Origin of the sequence: Peribacillus sp. YIM B13477 (genome assembly GCF_042787955.1) — a bacterium.
GTDB lineage: Bacteria > Bacillota > Bacilli > Bacillales > DSM-1321 > Peribacillus > Peribacillus frigoritolerans.
In genome coordinates this window covers 24,911-42,531 of the sequence record NZ_JBHZPD010000005.1, presented here as the reverse complement: position 1 = coordinate 42,531, position 17,621 = coordinate 24,911, and the positions used below count along the sequence as shown (strand labels likewise).

Genomic DNA, 17,621 nt, shown 5'->3' with positions numbered 1-17,621 from the left:
CCGCAAAATAGTGATAATCAATAGTAAATCCGAAGGCTTCAGCTTTACATCTCCTCAGGTTTCTTAGGCAGTCTTTGTGTTGAGTAAAAAATGATGTATAATGAACACGTTTTCAACACTTTGAAAAAGAGGGTACGAATAGTATGGAAATCATTTCAAATATATTACAGAAACCAGAAACGGATAATGAAATACTCTTTATAGGAAATACCGAAGATGAGATTTCGTTTGTGAATAGTAAAATCAAATTGTTTGGTGAAGGAAATCGGTTAATTATTGAACGTGGAGCGGAATTTAAAGATGCGACGCTAAGTTTTAATGGCAACAACTCGCTCATGATCATTGGGAAATCCAAACGCAATGCAACGATAAGAGTCAATGTTTGGAATGACAATACATTTTTCCTAGGTCGCAACTATTCATTTAATGGAGCAGCGAGATTTATTCTCTCTGAGCAAAAGAATCTGTTCATCGGTGATGATAATATGTTTTCAAGTGGTGTAGTCGTTCGTTTGGCAGATCCACATTTGATCTACGATGGAACAACTCGAAAACGGATTAACCCAACAAAAAGTGTGTACTTAGGTGACCACATTTGGATTGGGCAGGACGTCATGATTCTTAAAGGAGTAGAAGTTGGTACAGGTTCAATTTTAGGTGCAAAGTCACTTGTGACAAAATCGCTCCCATCAAATGTATCAGCTGCAGGAAGTCCTGCACGTGTGGTGCGGAAAAATGTTTTTTGGGCACGTCCGTCTGTCCATGCATATTCTGAAAAAGAAACAGCAGAATCACAAAAATTCCCGGATGGGCGTTTTGTCTTTAAGTCAAAAGGCTCAACAGCAAAACATTTTGCAAAAATTGAAGAACAGTTAAATACCGCAACTTCTGTAGAGGAGAAGACTGACATATTAACGCCTTATCTTGATGTAACAAGTAAGAATCGTTTCTTTCTTCCTGTGCCTCCTGAGAAAAAGAAAACATTTCTCGATAGAACCTTTCGCAAAGGAAGTAAGAAGTAGATGATTGAATTATTCCAGATTAATTTTAGAAAATTCCAAGTGATAGCTCAGAATGATGGTACAGGAATAATTGTAAGTTTTTTTAAAAATGCAATAAAGTTGTTTCTTATTGTCTTTTTTAGGGTTGTTCCTTTTCTACAAAGGAGAATTAGCAATGGGAACAAGGGAAGAAGGAACATCTGAATAACTTATCGTTTAGTTATACATTAAAAGACAGTAAGCAAAGATTAACTCACTGTCTTTTTTGATTAATTATAAATGAGAAAAATCGGCGAAACTCCTTTTTCGAACTCTATTGTGTCAGCTTCTATCATAAAACATACTACACTATAACTAAATCGAACTTTTATTGGTGTGCGGGTACTGCATTGAATGCACCATCTATTGCAAACTCTTGGGGAGTCCTGCACTTCCAATCGGGAGCTGCTTCAGCTCTACAAATAGCATTCCCTTACCACGGTTCTACAGGTTCAATTATGTTAAGGCATACCGTTTCAGACATGACCACATGGACAGCTTGGAGAGCGATGTAACAAACAGTCGGAAGAAACTATGCGGTAGATTAGGAATTCTATTATTCAAAGTTATTTTTCCTGATTTAATATTAGAGTATAATAGTAATAAATGAATAATAAAAGGTGTGATTTTTCTGACGGAAGCACTAAAAAAGCAGCATAGAAAGTTACCTCGTTTGATAATTATCCAACGGATCATTCTTATTACAATTGGTGCTTTGCTAATGGCCACTGGATTGGAAATCTTTTTAATTCCCAATCATGTAATTGATGGAGGCATTACAGGCATTTCCATTATGCTTTCTCACATTACCGGAATAAAACTGGGAATCTTTCTATTCCTTTTGAACCTACCATTTGTATTTCTGGGATATAAACAGTTTGGAAAAACTTTTGCTATATCTACTGTATATGGGATTATAATGCTTTCCATTTTTGCGACATATTTTCATCCTATCCCGCCCTTCACTGAAGATATCCTTCTTGCTACAATTTTTGGCGGTATTTTTTTAGGTATAGGTGTGGGAATAGTAATTCGTAACGGTGGTGCTCTTGATGGTACAGAAATACTTTCGATTGTAATAAGTAAAAAAGTGCCTTTTTCTGTTGGCGAAATTGTTATGTTCATCAATCTATTTATACTTGGTTCTGCCGGATTCGTTTACACATGGGATAGGGCTATGTATTCAATCTTAGCTTATGTAATAGCTGCTAAAGCCATTGACATTGTTATTACTGGAATGGAAGAAACAAAGTCAGTGTGGATAATTAGCGATGAAGCAAAAGAGATGGGTGATGCAATCAATAGCCGCTTAGGACGAGGTGTGACATACTTACATGGTGAGGGTGCTTTTACTGGAGAAGACAAGAAGGTTATTTTCTGTGTAATTACCAGACTTGAAGAATCCAAGTTAACTACAATTGTTGAAGAAATCGACCCTTCATCTTTCTTAGCAATGGCAAATATCGCGGAAGTACGTGGAGGAAGGTTCAAAAAGAGAGATATTCATTAATAATTACCATAGGAAGCGCTCATAACTTGAGTGCTTTTTTGCATACCTTTCTAACAGGATGGGAATAATTTGTAGTAAAAAACATTGGAGAATAAAATGCATTTTGTATTTACTGTTCTTTTTTATTAGCAGGGATTAAATGGGGCAATTGGAGGAGATGGAGGGATTATTATCCGACCATCTTATTCTTTATTATCGGTGATCTTCTATATAGTTGTTTACTCTATAACCATCAACTGTGGGCTTACCAAGAAATATTTTTTGGTGTACACATCCTGAGAAATGACCTAATTATTTCGCTGATTATTATGTTTTTGGCGTATCCTTCAACAATTATGATATACCTTGGTCGTTTCCCTCAATCGAAACGGAAACAGTTATTTTGGATTGCCTTTTGGGTTTTTCTGTATTCGTTAATCGAATTAATTAACCTTAAGTATTTAGACTTGATAAACCATTACAATGGTTGGAATATTTGGTGGTCTGTGTTGTTTAATATCGCTATGTTTTCAATACTTCGAATACATTATAAAAAACCCTTATTAGCTTGGGGGGTATCTATAGTATGGATTTTAATTTTATGGAATGTGTTAAATATACCGATTGAGAAAATTAAATAAAAAGTGTTTTGGAACCATTAAGTCTTAAATTTTATTATTTACAAAATCCAATCGTCCCAAAAGGGCGGCTTTTTATTATGTAATGAAAGAGACGGAAAACATAAGAAAAACTAGACATCCACTTTAACCAAGTGATGTCTTATTCTTTTTTAGAATGTAATACATAGAAAAGGCACTTAACCTAATTGGTCGAGTGCTTTTTGTGTCTTTTTTAATACTTCTTTATTTTTATTAATGAAAACTTTATTTCTTAATATCATTTCTTTATTATTAAGCTCATTATTTAGTTCGGTAGTATTGTTCAGTTTCTCTAGAAGTGAGATTATTGATGGCATTGCTAATAATTCATGGAAAGCTATGTTTGTTTTAATAGATAAGATTTTTAGCTCAGTAAGTTGACGAGGAGATAAAAAAGACTCAAATGGTTGCCTTTCATTTATTTCCATGATTGTATCCTCCATATGATGTGAATTATTAAATTGTGATTTAATTATAAAATAGATAAGTTTAATAAATGTACTAATCATGTAAAGATTTGATGAATAATGCCCTACTGGCGAAGTTAACAATCTCAAACAGGAATTTATTGGGATTTATTCGGATAATTAAAGAGAAATTAAAACGCAAAAGAATTATTAGAGAAGGAAAATACTTAAACAAGACGATTTTATTCAAATAGACGAAGTAGGCTTTAAAACTTGTATTTGGGGCTGTTGTTGGGATGACTGTTGCTACTTTAATAGTTCAAGACTTGTATAAATCAGGAGCTTATTCCGCTTGCCACAAATGGGGTAAAAAGAAGCCTAAAGTTAAAAAGGCTTGTAAAGCACTAGGATACTGGTAAAATATCCGAAACTAAGGGGGAAACACATTGTTTGACATACCTGACTTTGCGAGAATAAAAATGCTGAAATTATCGTTACATTCTTTGCTTTTATGCATTTTATTAAGCTTAGTTTGTTTAATTATCAACGATGTTTTTTCAATTATCGTTGATAAAAGAATTAATTTAAATTTATTTTTTATTCCAATAATCATGGTCTTTTGGCTTTTGATAGCAATTAAGAAACCAACATACCAAAAATGATTTCTGTATAGGAGTCTGGGCACAATGCTCACGCTTTTTTATTAACTAAGGGAGTGTTAACCGTGAATCATTCCATGCATGATATAATCCGTATGACAGAAGGCTAGAGACTAATTGAGTATTGGACATTAAGGGAGAATGATTTAATGGTAAAAATGTTAAGGTAGACAAGTCTGTATACATTCCGAGTATTGAAGCAGAAACTATCTTCGATATGAGTGAACACGGATTGGGGAATAAAACCAAGTATGAATATGTCGGTATGATTTCTTTGTAACTTGAGCTACTCAAGTTACGGTCACATAAAAAATGGTTAATCGAAAATGAAATAGCGAAGAACGGAAAAGTTATATTTCAAACTGATGCAGTAATCAATATCAAATTAAAAATAAAATGAAAAACGGTAAACAATTCACTTGCTTCGCAGGGGGTGGAGATTGGAAAGGTTTCTGCTATCCACCGCATTTTGAAATGACAGGTGGATTAACAGTAAAGGATTTACAAAATGGTCGACCTGTATTTAAGGACGTACCAGTAAAATCTGGAGTTACTAAGCAAGCCGTCGGAGAAATTGATTCGCATTGGGGACTACATACTACTGATGCTAAGAGAAGATTTCAGAGTGTATATCTTCCGAGAGAAGTCGATGGCGTGTACGGTTCAAGCAGCCGAGCTGCATTGTTAAAACAATTAAAAAATAATAATTATATGGCAATATAGCAAGCAACAATTAAATTATTATACTGCCCCCCAAAGTGATTCGCGGTCGGCGTTAAGCCTGACGGTATCTACGGTAAAGCGACGCCGGCAGCGGTCAAAGTGTATCAGAAACGTAAGAAGCTTTCGGCTGACGGAATAGTTGGCGCGAAGACTTGGGCGGTGATGTTCTGATGATGACGATTATCAAGCGGATTAAATTCCAGTATCTCTTTTCCTTCGGACTGCTGATCGTTTTGTCGGCGGCCTTATTTGTGTTTTACGGCGATGAGCAGACGCGGAACCTTATTATCGGAGCGCTTGTGATGAACTTCGGACAGATCACGGGTTCATTCTTTCCGAAGAAACACGAAGATATATAACGATTAACGAAATAAATGCGGAAGCCTATGGAAAAATGAACCCTTTCGTAGGCGGATGTGTATATATAATTATATGACAAAATTAAGAGGGACGGTGCTTTTATGGGATTTTGGAGACAGGTTATTAAACCTCGGATTCAAGTCAGCGTATTGGCAGGCGGTCACGTATTAACTGATGGTGTCGAAGGTAATGAAAGCGTTAACAGAATGACTATAATGAGGTGGGGGCAGCCAGGTGAGGTCAAGGTTACAACTGCATTTGGACAAAAACACTTCAAACTTTCCAGGATTGAGTGGGAACATGGTGAAAGTCGAAACGTCGGGAAATCTACAAACAGCTCGATTCTAAGTACTGCTCTTGTAGGTTCAGTCGGTGCAATCACTGATATAGCAGTCCGAGCAATGAAAAAAGAAACTTCAAACGCTTACCTTTATTTATTCGACGAAGAAGGCGAGGAGTACAAAACCCTTATTCAGTGCACAAAGGAGCAATTTACTGAAATATCGCGCATAATTAGCTAACCTCGGCCACTAGGTCGGGGTTTTTCCAATAATCTACTTAGTTCGCTCTCCCTGCGCCAAGTTAAACTTATAGACGAGGTGAATTACGTTGTTCATATCGCCAATGCTATTACACAAATCCGATGATCCGTTCGACTCCTCCGATTACTTAACGGTTATAGGTATAAAATTAGTTGGTCGAAATTAATTAGTGCTTGTGCCTTGCAGGTTATTTTATATTTCGCCCATATCATCGTGGTCAAAATTATTATTTTTCTATCTGCAGACACACTTTTCACCGACATATATGTTCGCTATGAAATCCATTTGAGTTATTTCAGACGTTAAGTGAAAATAAAGTTTTTTAATTTACAAAAAAGTCGTTTAAAACATAATAAAGTTTTTTAAAAACGTCAGTCATGTTATTCCATTAAAGGGTGCGTTAGATGAAGATCGGTGCTGTCTTATGGCAGCTTTTTCTTCTTTAACTAACAGGTGTTATTGTTTAATAAAAAAATCTACTAATCTAGTATAATAGTTCTTCTTTTGTCTATACTGTCTATTAATAGGGTATAGATGGGAGAGAAACAGGTATGATCTTAACTGAGGTATGGAGTTTATATAAGGCAGATAAGCAAATCCAAGGTTATTCTTCACAAACATTAAAGGCCTATAACGTCCAATTTAACTTGTTAGTGAATAGTTTTGGAAATATATCTATTCAAGAACTTTCAACTAATTCTCTAAAAGTTTATCTGGGAAAAGCAGCTGAAAAGCTTAAGCCATCCAGTCTGGGGCACAGAATTCGATTTATTAAATCTTTATTTAGATGGGCTCAGGATGAAAATTTAATTAATGGAAATCCTGCTTCAAAAATAAAGGAACCAAAAGTAGAATTAAGGGTTCCAAAATACTTGTCTGAAGAGGAAATTGAACATTTGCGGGAAGCTTGTCATACAACATTCGAAAATGCTTTATTTGAGTTTATGTACTCAACAGGATGTAGAATTGGTGAAGCAATAACGCTAGATAGGACATCAATCAATTTTTCTAATCAATCAGCAATCGTATTAGGAAAAGGAAATAAAGAACGAGAAGTATATTTTAATACTCGTTGTGAAATATGGTTGAAGCGATATTTAAGTGAGCGAAAAGATCATGAGGAAGCACTCTTTGTGACAACACGCGCCCCCCATCGAATGAGTATTTCTCAAGCGAGAAACGTTATAAAACTGATAGCAAAGAGAACGGACATTAAAAAGAGCATTCATCCTCATCAGCTTAGACATAGTTACGCCACAAAATTATTGAATAATGGAGCGCCTTTGGAAGTGATTCAAAATTTAATGGGCCATGAAAAAAGTGAAACCACAAAAATTTATGCATATCTAAGTGGTGCAATGCGAAGAGACTTGTATAGAAAGTATTTTTAAGGGACCAGTGGTCCTTTTTATTTTGTATTTAATAAACTATCGGGGCAGGTTAGTTTTATAAGGCATTTTTTTTAGATTTTATTAACTCCAGGTATGTTAATATGAATTAACAATATATGGATAAAGGAAGGGGAGGTTAGTTAATTGAATAAATACATAAAACCATTTTTAGTTTTTGAATGGATCACGGTATTAGGAGCATCAACAGTTGCTTACATACGTTGGGGTTTTCCACTTTATATCTGTATAGGGATCGTTTTATTAGGTATTATCCTTACTCTATACTTTTCAAAACGATACGAAAAGAAATCAATTAATAAATCACAATAAACATAGAATCGAAGGATCTCTGATTAGAAGATCCTCTGCTGCTTGAAAAAATGCCTATTCCTTAATGAACTAAAGGGGCAGGATAGTTCAACAAGGAGCGCCAAAACGGAGGCGTTGAACAAAAATACTATGCGAGTTTACATAGGAGATCGATTTTATCGATAATGAAAAAGGATCTTCCATTGGAAGATCCTTTAATATGTTTCCTCAACTAAAGTTTTCTTAGTTAAAAGTGTGTAATTAATAAATATCAACAGTAGCCCCAATAAGAGAGGCTCTAATAATATCAATATTATTAAACCTTTCTAACTCTTTTGGTGTCCCTGTAACTACGGCTCCACTAATACGAATATCGCTAACTTTTGGTGAAGACTCATCATTAATACTGTTAGCTAATTTCTTTACCTTGTTTTGATAGTTTCCATCCTCCAGACTAAGCGTTTTAATGATATTTAGAAAGTATTGTCCTCCTATTTCAAAATCCGAATCCAGTACTTCAAAACCATATGCATATCCTCCACCTTGTGTAATAGCATGTCTTTCGTTTTCTTTCATAAGTGCTTCCTTTTTATACTCCTTCACTTGAGCATCAGTAGATGTGTCTACCCACAACCAATTAACATTATCTGTTCCAAGGATCTTTGATGCTTCATGAAGGGTTAGAGGCTTTTTAAATGATAGAGCTACTTCTACTATCTTATTATTACCTAATTCTGTCGCAGCAGTTATCTCATTTGGAAGATAGGGATATGTAAGTTGCGGGAAGTAAAATTCAATTTCTCTCTCTCCATTAAGCTGATTAAAATTCACGTACCTTTTTTCTCTTTCACTAAATATTTTTGTTTCACTACCATTTTCATTAATCCTTCTTTTTCCAAATAACGGTGTTGTTACACTATCTGTATCCCACAATATGACTCTATCCCCAATTTGCTTCTCATATGTTATTTCCTGAGTATAACTAAAAAGATTTGAATCGGAAGGACTTGCACTTCCTTGATGAGTATTTGCTCCATGAATTAGACTATAATTTCCTGAATCATCATCAGATCTACGTTTTTCAAGTATCTGTTGGCTCCCTATATAAATTACTGCTAACAAAAATATTGTTGTTATTGTTGTTATTATGAAATATTTAACAGTTTGCTTTCTTTTCGCCTTATTCATTACATTTTGAAAAGAAGATTTACTAGTAAAATCAATCTCATCAGTAGTGTTTTTTTCACTCATTGTTATTCCTCCTATAATTTTTGACAAATTGTTTCCTCGCTCTAAATAGGTTGGTCTTTACCATCCCAATACTCATTTCAAGTAACTTGGATATCTCTTCATATTTTAGATCCCACTGATACTTTAATAGAATCATCTCTCTGTATTGTGGCTTTAATTTTAATAACACTTTTTGAACTTCTGAACGCTGTTCTTTCTGTAATATTATTTCTTCTGGTAAATCTTTAGATAGCAAAGCTATTTGTTCTTGGTTTAAATCGAGTTCCTCTCGTTTAAACTTTCTGTATTGGTCATAGTGAAAATTTAAAGCTACACGTATTAACCAACTCCGGGTCTTAGATATATCTATTGAATCGTAGTAAAGAAGAAATCGATAGGCTGATTCTTGAACAATATCTTCAGCATCTTCATGTGAGACTCCTAATTTACGTAGATAACGATAAACAATATTAAGTTCGGCATTTAATTCTTGAATTTTTTTCGAATTGTTCATCGCTGTCCTCCCGTAAATAAGACGTACAAGTTAGAAAAAAGTTAACACTTTATTTGAATTTAATTTCACACCTTATCAACTATTTGTTTTCTTAATGAACTAACGGGTGCTTAGTTCATTAAGATGTTGATTTGAAATAAAGTCGCGATGTTTATAAAAAAGTTGCGAAGCTTTACCCCTTTGGATATGATTTGTCCAAAGGGGATTATTATGGAAAAAATAACAAAAACTGCAATTTTATCAAAGGGGTGTAGTATTGAAATTATACTTAAAATTATTTACAGGATTACTTTTTGTTTTAACACTAACAGGGTGTATTGGAGAAGATTATGATGTGGGTGTCCCAACTGCTCATTTATACATTGAGTCCATAGATATACAATTAACAGAAGCGAATATCAGTTGGGATACAGAAAGTGAGGATGTACAAGAAAAAATAGAAGATGTTCAGGAATTCGGATTAACTCAGGATGAAATAAAAGTGTCTGCAAACCAAGAAGCCACTTTAGATTTTAAAGAGAATAAAAAAAATGGTGGAGATATTTGGACAGATCCAGAGATAACAGCTGTTTTATTAAATAGTGAAGAAAAAATTGAAATTAAAATGAATGATTCAAGGGAGTTTAGATTTCCATCTGACAAAGGAAATTATGTGTTAGAAGTTGAATTTAAAAGTTCAGCAGGTAGTGCGCAATACGTAGGAAATATCTTGATTCAATAAACCTTATGCCACAAACGGGCGCTTTAATGAAGGAAGAATTACAGAAATGATCAAACTTTATTCCAAATCTACATAAGAATAACTAAAAAAGTCGATTCCTTGAGATGGAAATCGGCTTTTTTAATAGGTGACATTTCCTTAGCGTTGTAAATCCGCATTTTCCTGACGCTACTCCAAATGGAAAGTTAATGTTTAATATGCTGGGTGCTATTGCTGAGTTTGAACGTGATTTAATTAAGGATAGAACAGCAGAGGGACGTGAAAGGGCAAAGGCACAGGGTAAGCATATGGGACGTAAAGGAAAGGACGAGAAGGACGTTAAGAAGGCTTTAAAGTTGTATGAGGAAGGAGAGTCTAACGGTTTAAGCGTTAATGATATAGCTAAAATGACAGGTGTTCCACGTTCTACAATTTACGCTAAAGTGAAAGAGGCGACTAGCAATAGCTAATCGTCTTTTTTGTGCATTTTTTTTATTCTGGGGAAGTGCTGTATAAACCAACCATAGAAGGGATATTTTGCACACCATTTACACAAGTTTTAAATTCAAGAAACATAGAGTTTCTAAGGTTTCACCCCATCTTACCCTGTTGTGCTTTAGATAAAAAGAAAGCACCCGTAATGGATGCCTTACTTTTCAATCTTCATCTTCGTCATAAGTTGGATCAGTAGTGATGGTAAGCGTTTTATCCAAGCTTACTTCAATTTTAGTATCCCAGCTAGTGTTATCCACTTTAAGGATATCGTCGTTTACTGAAAATTTTAGAACCATTTCTTCTTCATGAAGTACTACATAGCTTTTGTCATTAGAGTACACTGTAAAATCTGAATGTGCTATAAGTTTCCAGCCATCGACTAATTCTTTTTTGATAGTTTCCATGAAAGTCCACCTCATTTTATGTAATACCTAAATTATACAATAACATGATGCAAAAGTAATAGTTGGAAGTTCTTCGTACAGGATAAAGTACCATACGAATATCTCGTACCCCATTATAAACTCTATTTTGTGGGTGATTGGATTGTGTCTAAAAAGGCTCTACACTATTGAGATTGTGAAAGAATGTACTTAAACTAAAGGGGCAGGTTGGTTTAACAATACACCTATAAATTCAGCTCTTCTTATTGTATAATAATACCAAAACATACATTTTTACACATATAATAAGGGAGGTTGAATTTAATGAATTTGATTTGTGAGTCTGAAAAATTGGATAATTATCTACTTGAATTGAGTGAAGTTAATTATTCTAATCCTATAATTGGAGCAAAGGTGGCTGACCTTTTCAACCCTTCTCAAACAGAAATTGAAAAAGCAAAAGTAGCTTTTGAATTTGTTCGTGACGAAATATCTCACTCTTGGGATATTAAAGGGAAACGTGTTACTTGTAATGCATCAGATGTATTAGCCTATAAAGAGGGAATTTGCTATGCAAAATCCAATCTATTAGCATCCTTATTACGATCGCAAGGAATACCAACAGGTTTCTGCTATCAAAGATTGATGTTGTTTGATACACCAGAAAAGGGGTATTGTATTCACGCTTTAAATGCTGTTTTTTTAAAATCACTTAATAAATGGATAAGATTAGATGCTCGTGGAAATAAAAAGGGTATTGATGCCCAATTTTCAATTGATGAAGAAAAATTAGCATTTCCCACTCATGAGGAATTGGATGAAAAGGACTATCCAGTTATCTATGCAAAGCCACATCCTAAAACGATAGCTGTGTTAGAAGAACATAATGATGCATTGGAAATGTATAAACATCATTTACCTGAGAGTTTATAGTTATTTCACTAACGGGTGCTTTAGCTGAAGATCGGAGCTGTCTTTAAGGCAGCTTTTTCGTATGGAACTATCGGGGCAGTTAGTTCATTAGTTAGTATGGTTAGTATATTAAACAAAAATTTGTGATAGGGTTGATTGGAAGGAGGAATTATTAATGCAGAATACAATTCGTGTATTGTCAGAAAAAGATTTAGAAGAAGTATCAAAGATTTTCACCAATGTTTTTAGCTCCCATCCTTGGAACGAACCTTGGATTTTTCAAACATCTTACAAACGATTGTTAGATATAAGTAAGACCCCTGGCTATATAGGAATAGGTTATTTTAATTCTAATAATCAAATGATTGGCTTTTTAGTCGGAAATGAAGAGCAATGGGCTGATAGCAAGAACTTTTACATAAATGAAATCTGCGTTCTAAATAATATCCAACAAAACGGGGTTGGTTCGAGTTTACTAAAATATTTAGGGAATATCCTTAAACAGAGAAAAGTTGATGCCGCATATTTATCAACCGAGAGAGGCAAAGGTAAGCCGGAGTTGTTTTTCAGAAAAAACGGCTTTGTGACAAACGAGTCTCGAATATTAATGACAATGAATCTTTCTTGAATTAAATACAAAAAACTTTAATTCTTCTTCAACTAACGAGTGCGTTAGCCGAAGATCGGAGCTGTCTTTAAGGCAGCTCTTTCTTTATGCAACTAAAGGGGCAGGTTAGTTCAACAAGGTTTTTACCAATATTTGTAGAATGTTATTGTTACCAACATTTTTAGGAGGGGGTAACTTGAACAAAAACAAAGTAGGATGGTTGTTTTTAGGGCTCGCAGGGTGTTTAGGCTTATTATTTATTATGATGGCAGGGGAAGGTTACGGTTTATCTACTAGTAGAATAGACGGGAATATGCAGTTGAATTTTTTAGGGTTAAAAATCGCTGACGGTATTACAACAACCGCAAGATGGAACCAGTATGGAACATATTTTTATCTATGGAGTTTAGTACTATTAACTTTAACTATTTTCTGTTATCGTAAATTTTTAAAACTTGTACCAACTATTTCAAACTAATATATATGAGTAGCTGTCTTTAAGGCAGCTTTTTCTTATGGCACTAACGGGGCAGGTTAGTTGTATAAGGAAAAGTAAAAAGGTCAATTTTTCCAATGAATTGTGATAATATAAATTTAATTCTTATTATAAGAGGTGAGTTTAGTTGAGTAGAGTTGAGCAGAGTACAAAGTTAGATTTAGAAAGAATTATTTTTATTGGGAGAACCTTTGAAGAGTATCTGGATATGTTTTCTCTTTCGGTAGAAGAACTAAAGGGAAAAAAAATACTGGATTGTCCAGCAGGGGCTTGTTCTTTTACTGCTGTTGGTAACAAATCAGGTTTAGGTGTAACAGCTTGTGATATTGCGTATTATCATTCGGGTGAAGACCTAAAAAATAAAGGTCTTCAGGATATTGAACACGCTATGGAGCATATGCAAAAAGCAAAAAGTAATTATATTTGGACTTATTTCGAAGATATAGAAGGTCTTAGAAAACATCGTTTGAATGCTTTAAAAGATTGTGTTAAGGATATGAGGGAATCGAGTGACCGATACGTTCCCGTTACTTTGCCTTCTTTACCGTTTAAGGATGGAGAATTTGATATTCTTCTTTCTGCACATTTTCTATTTATGTATGCTGACCGATTAGATTACCAATTTCATATAGAAACGCTAAATGAGTTATTGAGAGTTACTAAAGAGGAAATTCGTATTTTCCCTATAGTTGATTTGGAAGGAAAACGCTATGAACATTTAGATAAATTAATAAGTTATCTCGCTGATAACGGATGTACAGTCGAAGAAGTTAAAGTACCATATGAATTTCAGGCAAATGCTAACTCTATGCTAAAAATTAGAAAAGGGTAACAAAGAAATCTTAATGAACTAACAGGTGCTTTAGCTGAAGATCGGAGCTGTCTTTAAGGCAGCTCTTTTCTTATGGCACTAACGGGGCAGGTTAGTTGCATAAGAGTTTTATGTTATTCGACTAACGTGACCAGGATAAATTATCAAACTCAGTATTGTCTTTTTGGGTTAATATTGAGATAAGATAAGGCAATTGTTTTATATATGGGGGATGTAAAATGAGCAATTATAAAGTAGGTTATCAATGTAAATGTTGTGGAAATTATCACGATGAACTTCCCTTGAGTTATGGAAGTCCTGTTCCTGATTACTATGAGGAAGTACCATTCGAAGAACAAGAAAAACGAATAGAGATGAATGAAGATGTGTGTATTATTGATGATGAATATTTCTTTATTCGTGGATGTATTGAACTTCCAGTAATGGATGGGGAAGATCCTTTTGTTTGGGATGTTTGGGTTTCATTAAGTGAAACGAATTTTGATAAAATGATGGAGTTTTGGGAAGTTGAAGGCAGAGAAAAGGATTTGAAACCAATGTTTGGTTGGCTGCAAACTTCTATTCCTTGTTATCCTGAAACACTAAACTTAAAAACAATGGTTCATACCCGTCCAATAGGTTTACGTCCTTCTATAGAATTAGAACCAACAGAACACCCATTATCCTTAGAGCAAAGAGAAGGAATTGGATTTAAAAGAATAAAGCAGATAGCAGAAGATTTGTGTAATGTAGAAGAAAAATAATAACTCTGCTTAATCAACTAACGGGTGCGTTAGCTGAAGATCGGAGCTTTCTTTAAGGCAGCTTTTTTTTATGGAACTAACAGGGCAGTATAGTTGAAGAAATAAATTTAAAAGTAACATAGTTTTAGTTGTGGTAAAATATGTTATTGGAACATAGAAATTATTGGGAGGTTTTTATATGAAAGGGAAATTAGTTTTAACCCTTGGTTTTGCAGGAGTTTTAGCAGTATCAATCGGTTTTGCGAAAGACTTGCAAAAGACAGAAGCATCTGCAAAAGTTTCCTCAAAACAAACAGATACATATAAACTTGTTACTAGAGAGGAACAAGATCGTAGAGAAGGTATGGTAGCTGAAGGAAAAGATGTAGATGTTACCACAGTTATAACAGCAGAAGAGCAAAATATAGTAGAAAATAGTTCGGCTCAACAAGGGTTTGTTCCACAAGAAAATGGGACAGGTTTCTATTTCGTAAAAGAGAAAAAAAATTAAGTTTAGTTGTTAAACTAACAGGTGCTTTACTTCAATAAGGAAGGTTGCTGAGGCAGCCTTTTTCTTATGGAACTAACGGGGCAGGTTAGTTCCATAAGAAATATATTTCAGTTTGAAAAATGTTAATATCTAATTAAAGATAGTTAAAATTTAGGAAGGATAGAGTATCATTGAAAATAAAGAATAAATTGAATTACTAATTTAACAGAGGTGTCCTTAACAATGGATGATTGTGAACAAATTTTCTGTAGTAATTGTAAGGAATACAGAATGGTTTTTGAAGCACTTGAAGAATGGCAGATATACGATGTTCCTGAAACGGTGAGAGGTTATGAATATAATGGTCTCGATGAATGCTCAGAATGCGGTAATGATATCATGCTCGGTACATACGTAATAGAGGACGTTGAATTTTTTACCTGTTCAATTGGTGAGTTAATAGCTAAAAGAATTAGTGAAACAGAGATTGGCGAATGCCAACTATGTAATGAAAACATTATCCTATATACTCAAAAGCACGAAGACTCTTCGGATTTAAAAACTGTTTATGAATTAGTGGAAGGTTATGGATTTCCAGCTGATATTTCAAGTGAAATTTATACAAATATCTGCTGTTCTAATTGTGGAAATCAATTAGATAGTTACGATCCTTATGTTACTGCTGGAGAAGTAGAGAACTGGTATTCTGATGAGGTTGAAATTGTTATTAATACCTTTAGTGGAACAACTGAACGAGAAGGACAAGGTTTTATGCAATATCTTCTGAAAAATCCAATGCTAGGGATGAATCATGAATTAGGTCAGAAGATTTTCTTACAAATAAAAAAAGGAGATATACCTAATTTAGTAACATTACAAGCTGGAAGTAGGTTTCTGCGTGGAAGAAAAAGAAATAATAATGAGCGTATAGCAAACTATATTCGAGGGGAATTGTGGAACCCACCGGAAGGAATCCCATCACAGGGGCGTTATAACCCCCCAGGTATATCTTCCCTTTATATGGCAAGCAGCATTGAGGTTGTATGTAATGAACTTGGCTTTATATATAGTGAGGGTAATTCGATAGATTTTGCGGAATTTTTGTTATTAGAGGACATGAGAGTATGGGATGTCAGGGATTTAGACATTGAAATATTTAATTCAATGCCTTCTTTCAATCAAGGACTTAAACTATCTTACGAGTATATATTTCCAAATTTTATAGCCCAATGTCTAATGGCGAATAATTACAATGGTATTATTTATAACAGTACTCGTGGAGATGGATTTAACTTATGTTTGTTCAACTTCAAAAGAGCAAAGGATATAGTGATCGAAAGAGTCCTTCCGTACAATTCTATACAAAGTCAACTAAAACCACTGAAAAAATTTTTAGTGAAACCAGTGACAATTATCGAAGAACAGGAGGAAGACGATTTACCCTTTTAATAATATTTTAAGTACGATTACTAATGAAAGTATTTTTGAAAATGGTCCAAGGATCAATGAATAAAGAAAAATAATTATTAAGCTAACAGGTGCGATTCTTCATGAAGGAGGATTGCTTTTTCTTATGCAGCTAAAGGGGCAGGATAGTTCAAGAGTGCGTTTGAACTGCGATAGCTATTGTTTTGAGAACTAACACGTGAAAAGTAGGTGAGATTATGAAAAGACTTTTTATTATTGGAAATGGTTTTGATCTTCATCATGGAATGAAAACAAGTTACTGGAATTTTAGGGATTACCTCTTGGAAACTGAGACAGAGATATTAAGGACGATGGAGATGTTCAATATGTTCCAAGAGGATTTATGGTCGGATTTTGAAGCAAATCTGGCTAATATCGATGTTCAACTAATGTTTGATTATTACTCTGACAGTCTTGTCTCGTATGCAGATGACAATTGGAGTGACAGGTATCATCATGAATTTCAGTACATTATCGAACAAGATACTTGGTATATGAGCTATGGCTTATTATCGCAATTTGTTAAATGGATATGCAGTATTGATTTGCCAACTAAAATGAGTGAAGGTATTGCTAAATGTTTTGTTGAGGTTAAGGATTCTCATTACTTGAATTTCAACTATACACCAACTTTACAAAGCTTGTATGGAATTGATGATGAGAAGGTTCTTCATATACACAATAGTGTTGTTCATGAACGTTCTGAAATCTTTCTTGGTCATGCTGTAGGGAAGCCAGAGAGTAATTTGGATTGGATTATGGTGATGTAAGGACTGACGAAGCGTATGATTCAATTAGGCAGTATTATGCAACTACACACAAGTCAACAGCTTTTGCGATTGCAAAGAATGAGTCTTTTTTTAACTCACCTGATAAATATAATGAGATTATTATTATGGGACATAGCTTGTCGGATGTTGATTTACCATATATTCAACAGATAACAACAAATCTGTGTCATGAAAATACACGCTGGTATGTGAGTTACTATAGTGAAGGTGAGATAGCAAGTCATAGAAGGAGTCTAGAAAAATGCTCAATCTCTGGTAACAAAGTCTCTTTCTTTAGACTCTGTGATTTGTAAATACATAAAATGAATTTCTAGAATGCACATGCTTGTTTTGTAGCTTTCTAGAAATCGATTTTTTGATTTAAAATTGTTGGTGGTACCCCTTAACGTTGTATATCCGCATT

22 protein-coding genes and 1 pseudogene are annotated in these 17,621 nt (G+C 34.3%); 19 read left to right on the top strand and 4 right to left on the bottom strand.

Annotated elements, in window-relative coordinates:
* Window positions 1-143 precede the first annotated feature (143 nt).
* From ACFX4H_RS16090 to ACFX4H_RS16080, 3 genes are all read left to right on the top strand, one after another.
* Window positions 144-1,022 (top strand): acyltransferase, encoded by an 879-nt coding sequence (locus ACFX4H_RS16090; protein ID WP_328137554.1) that lies wholly within the window; start codon window positions 144-146, stop codon window positions 1,020-1,022.
* 649 nt (window positions 1,023-1,671) lie between these two features.
* A complete protein-coding gene (locus ACFX4H_RS16085; protein WP_034315255.1) occupies window positions 1,672-2,550 on the top strand; it encodes a YitT family protein in 879 nt (292 codons plus the stop codon).
* A 107-nt stretch (window positions 2,551-2,657) separates the two neighbouring features.
* The gene (locus ACFX4H_RS16080) at window positions 2,658-3,170 is read left to right on the top strand and encodes a CBO0543 family protein (protein ID WP_377435943.1); all 513 of its coding nucleotides are present in this window, start codon (window positions 2,658-2,660) and stop codon (window positions 3,168-3,170) included.
* A gap of 176 nt (window positions 3,171-3,346) precedes the next feature.
* Here the strand turns inward: ACFX4H_RS16080 and ACFX4H_RS16075 are convergent, their stop codons facing one another.
* Window positions 3,347-3,616: a hypothetical protein gene (locus ACFX4H_RS16075; RefSeq protein ID WP_054395944.1), complete on the bottom strand. Its 270-nt coding sequence runs from the start codon at window positions 3,614-3,616 to the stop codon at window positions 3,347-3,349.
* 1,034 nt (window positions 3,617-4,650) lie between these two features.
* Here ACFX4H_RS16075 and ACFX4H_RS16070 point away from each other — a divergent pair.
* From ACFX4H_RS16070 to ACFX4H_RS16050, 5 genes are all read left to right on the top strand, one after another.
* The gene (locus tag ACFX4H_RS16070; protein WP_328137555.1) at window positions 4,651-4,977 is read left to right on the top strand and encodes a hypothetical protein; all 327 of its coding nucleotides are present in this window, start codon (window positions 4,651-4,653) and stop codon (window positions 4,975-4,977) included.
* Between the two features lie 66 nt (window positions 4,978-5,043).
* Complete coding sequence (locus ACFX4H_RS16065; RefSeq protein ID WP_377435942.1) at window positions 5,044-5,148, top strand: peptidoglycan-binding domain-containing protein; 105 nt, start codon at window positions 5,044-5,046, stop codon at window positions 5,146-5,148.
* A complete protein-coding gene (locus tag ACFX4H_RS16060) occupies window positions 5,148-5,336 on the top strand; it encodes a hypothetical protein (RefSeq protein WP_048683874.1) in 189 nt (62 codons plus the stop codon). The genes ACFX4H_RS16065 and ACFX4H_RS16060 overlap by 1 nt, the downstream gene beginning before the upstream one ends.
* Before the next feature lie 102 nt (window positions 5,337-5,438).
* Complete coding sequence (locus ACFX4H_RS16055; protein WP_048683880.1) at window positions 5,439-5,858, top strand: acetate and sugar kinases/Hsc70/actin family protein; 420 nt, start codon at window positions 5,439-5,441, stop codon at window positions 5,856-5,858.
* A 572-nt stretch (window positions 5,859-6,430) separates the two neighbouring features.
* Window positions 6,431-7,270, top strand: a complete 840-nt coding sequence (locus tag ACFX4H_RS16050; protein WP_061462506.1) for a tyrosine-type recombinase/integrase — start codon at window positions 6,431-6,433, stop codon at window positions 7,268-7,270.
* A 570-nt stretch (window positions 7,271-7,840) separates the two neighbouring features.
* Here ACFX4H_RS16050 and ACFX4H_RS16045 read toward each other — a convergent pair.
* Together ACFX4H_RS16045 and ACFX4H_RS16040 are read right to left on the bottom strand one after the other, a co-directional pair.
* A complete protein-coding gene (locus tag ACFX4H_RS16045) occupies window positions 7,841-8,830 on the bottom strand; it encodes an anti sigma factor C-terminal domain-containing protein (RefSeq protein ID WP_377435842.1) in 990 nt (329 codons plus the stop codon).
* Window positions 8,823-9,323 carry an RNA polymerase sigma factor gene (locus ACFX4H_RS16040; RefSeq protein WP_328137557.1) on the bottom strand — a complete coding sequence of 167 codons (501 nt, stop codon included), beginning with the start codon at window positions 9,321-9,323 and terminating at the stop codon, window positions 8,823-8,825. Before ACFX4H_RS16040 ends, ACFX4H_RS16045 begins: the two co-directional genes overlap by 8 nt.
* A gap of 256 nt (window positions 9,324-9,579) precedes the next feature.
* Between ACFX4H_RS16040 and ACFX4H_RS16035 the strand changes: the two genes are divergently transcribed.
* Both ACFX4H_RS16035 and ACFX4H_RS16030 read left to right on the top strand, forming a co-directional pair.
* Complete coding sequence (locus tag ACFX4H_RS16035; protein ID WP_328138884.1) at window positions 9,580-10,044, top strand: hypothetical protein; 465 nt, start codon at window positions 9,580-9,582, stop codon at window positions 10,042-10,044.
* 167 nt (window positions 10,045-10,211) lie between these two features.
* Window positions 10,212-10,493 (top strand): annotated as a pseudogene (locus ACFX4H_RS16030) (recombinase family protein); the annotation flags it as partial.
* Between the two features lie 186 nt (window positions 10,494-10,679).
* Here the strand turns inward: ACFX4H_RS16030 and ACFX4H_RS16025 are convergent.
* Entirely contained in the window at window positions 10,680-10,922 is a 243-nt protein-coding gene (locus ACFX4H_RS16025; RefSeq protein WP_328138883.1) for a hypothetical protein, read from the bottom strand.
* 303 nt (window positions 10,923-11,225) lie between these two features.
* Between ACFX4H_RS16025 and ACFX4H_RS16020 the strand changes: the two genes are divergently transcribed.
* From ACFX4H_RS16020 to ACFX4H_RS15980, 9 genes are all read left to right on the top strand, one after another.
* Window positions 11,226-11,834, top strand: coding sequence for a transglutaminase-like domain-containing protein (locus ACFX4H_RS16020; RefSeq protein ID WP_328138882.1), 609 nt, complete (start codon window positions 11,226-11,228; stop codon window positions 11,832-11,834).
* Between the two features lie 154 nt (window positions 11,835-11,988).
* Window positions 11,989-12,441, top strand: a complete 453-nt coding sequence (locus ACFX4H_RS16015; RefSeq protein WP_377435841.1) for a GNAT family N-acetyltransferase — start codon at window positions 11,989-11,991, stop codon at window positions 12,439-12,441.
* A 175-nt stretch (window positions 12,442-12,616) separates the two neighbouring features.
* Window positions 12,617-12,898, top strand: coding sequence for a hypothetical protein (locus ACFX4H_RS16010; RefSeq protein WP_377435840.1), 282 nt, complete (start codon window positions 12,617-12,619; stop codon window positions 12,896-12,898).
* Window positions 12,899-13,043: 145 nt separating this feature from the next.
* The gene (locus ACFX4H_RS16005) at window positions 13,044-13,748 is read left to right on the top strand and encodes an SAM-dependent methyltransferase (protein WP_377435839.1); all 705 of its coding nucleotides are present in this window, start codon (window positions 13,044-13,046) and stop codon (window positions 13,746-13,748) included.
* A gap of 218 nt (window positions 13,749-13,966) precedes the next feature.
* The gene (locus ACFX4H_RS16000; protein ID WP_377435838.1) at window positions 13,967-14,491 is read left to right on the top strand and encodes a DUF2199 domain-containing protein; all 525 of its coding nucleotides are present in this window, start codon (window positions 13,967-13,969) and stop codon (window positions 14,489-14,491) included.
* A gap of 178 nt (window positions 14,492-14,669) precedes the next feature.
* A complete protein-coding gene (locus ACFX4H_RS15995; protein WP_377435837.1) occupies window positions 14,670-14,981 on the top strand; it encodes a hypothetical protein in 312 nt (103 codons plus the stop codon).
* Between the two features lie 222 nt (window positions 14,982-15,203).
* Window positions 15,204-16,409 (top strand): RES family NAD+ phosphorylase, encoded by a 1,206-nt coding sequence (locus ACFX4H_RS15990; protein WP_377435836.1) that lies wholly within the window; start codon window positions 15,204-15,206, stop codon window positions 16,407-16,409.
* Between the two features lie 215 nt (window positions 16,410-16,624).
* A complete protein-coding gene (locus ACFX4H_RS15985) occupies window positions 16,625-17,197 on the top strand; it encodes a bacteriophage abortive infection AbiH family protein (RefSeq protein ID WP_377435835.1) in 573 nt (190 codons plus the stop codon).
* Window positions 17,179-17,511 carry an AbiH family protein gene (locus tag ACFX4H_RS15980; protein WP_377435834.1) on the top strand — a complete coding sequence of 111 codons (333 nt, stop codon included), beginning with the start codon at window positions 17,179-17,181 and terminating at the stop codon, window positions 17,509-17,511. Before ACFX4H_RS15985 ends, ACFX4H_RS15980 begins: the two co-directional genes overlap by 19 nt.
* The last annotated feature ends 110 nt before the right edge of the window (window positions 17,512-17,621 follow it).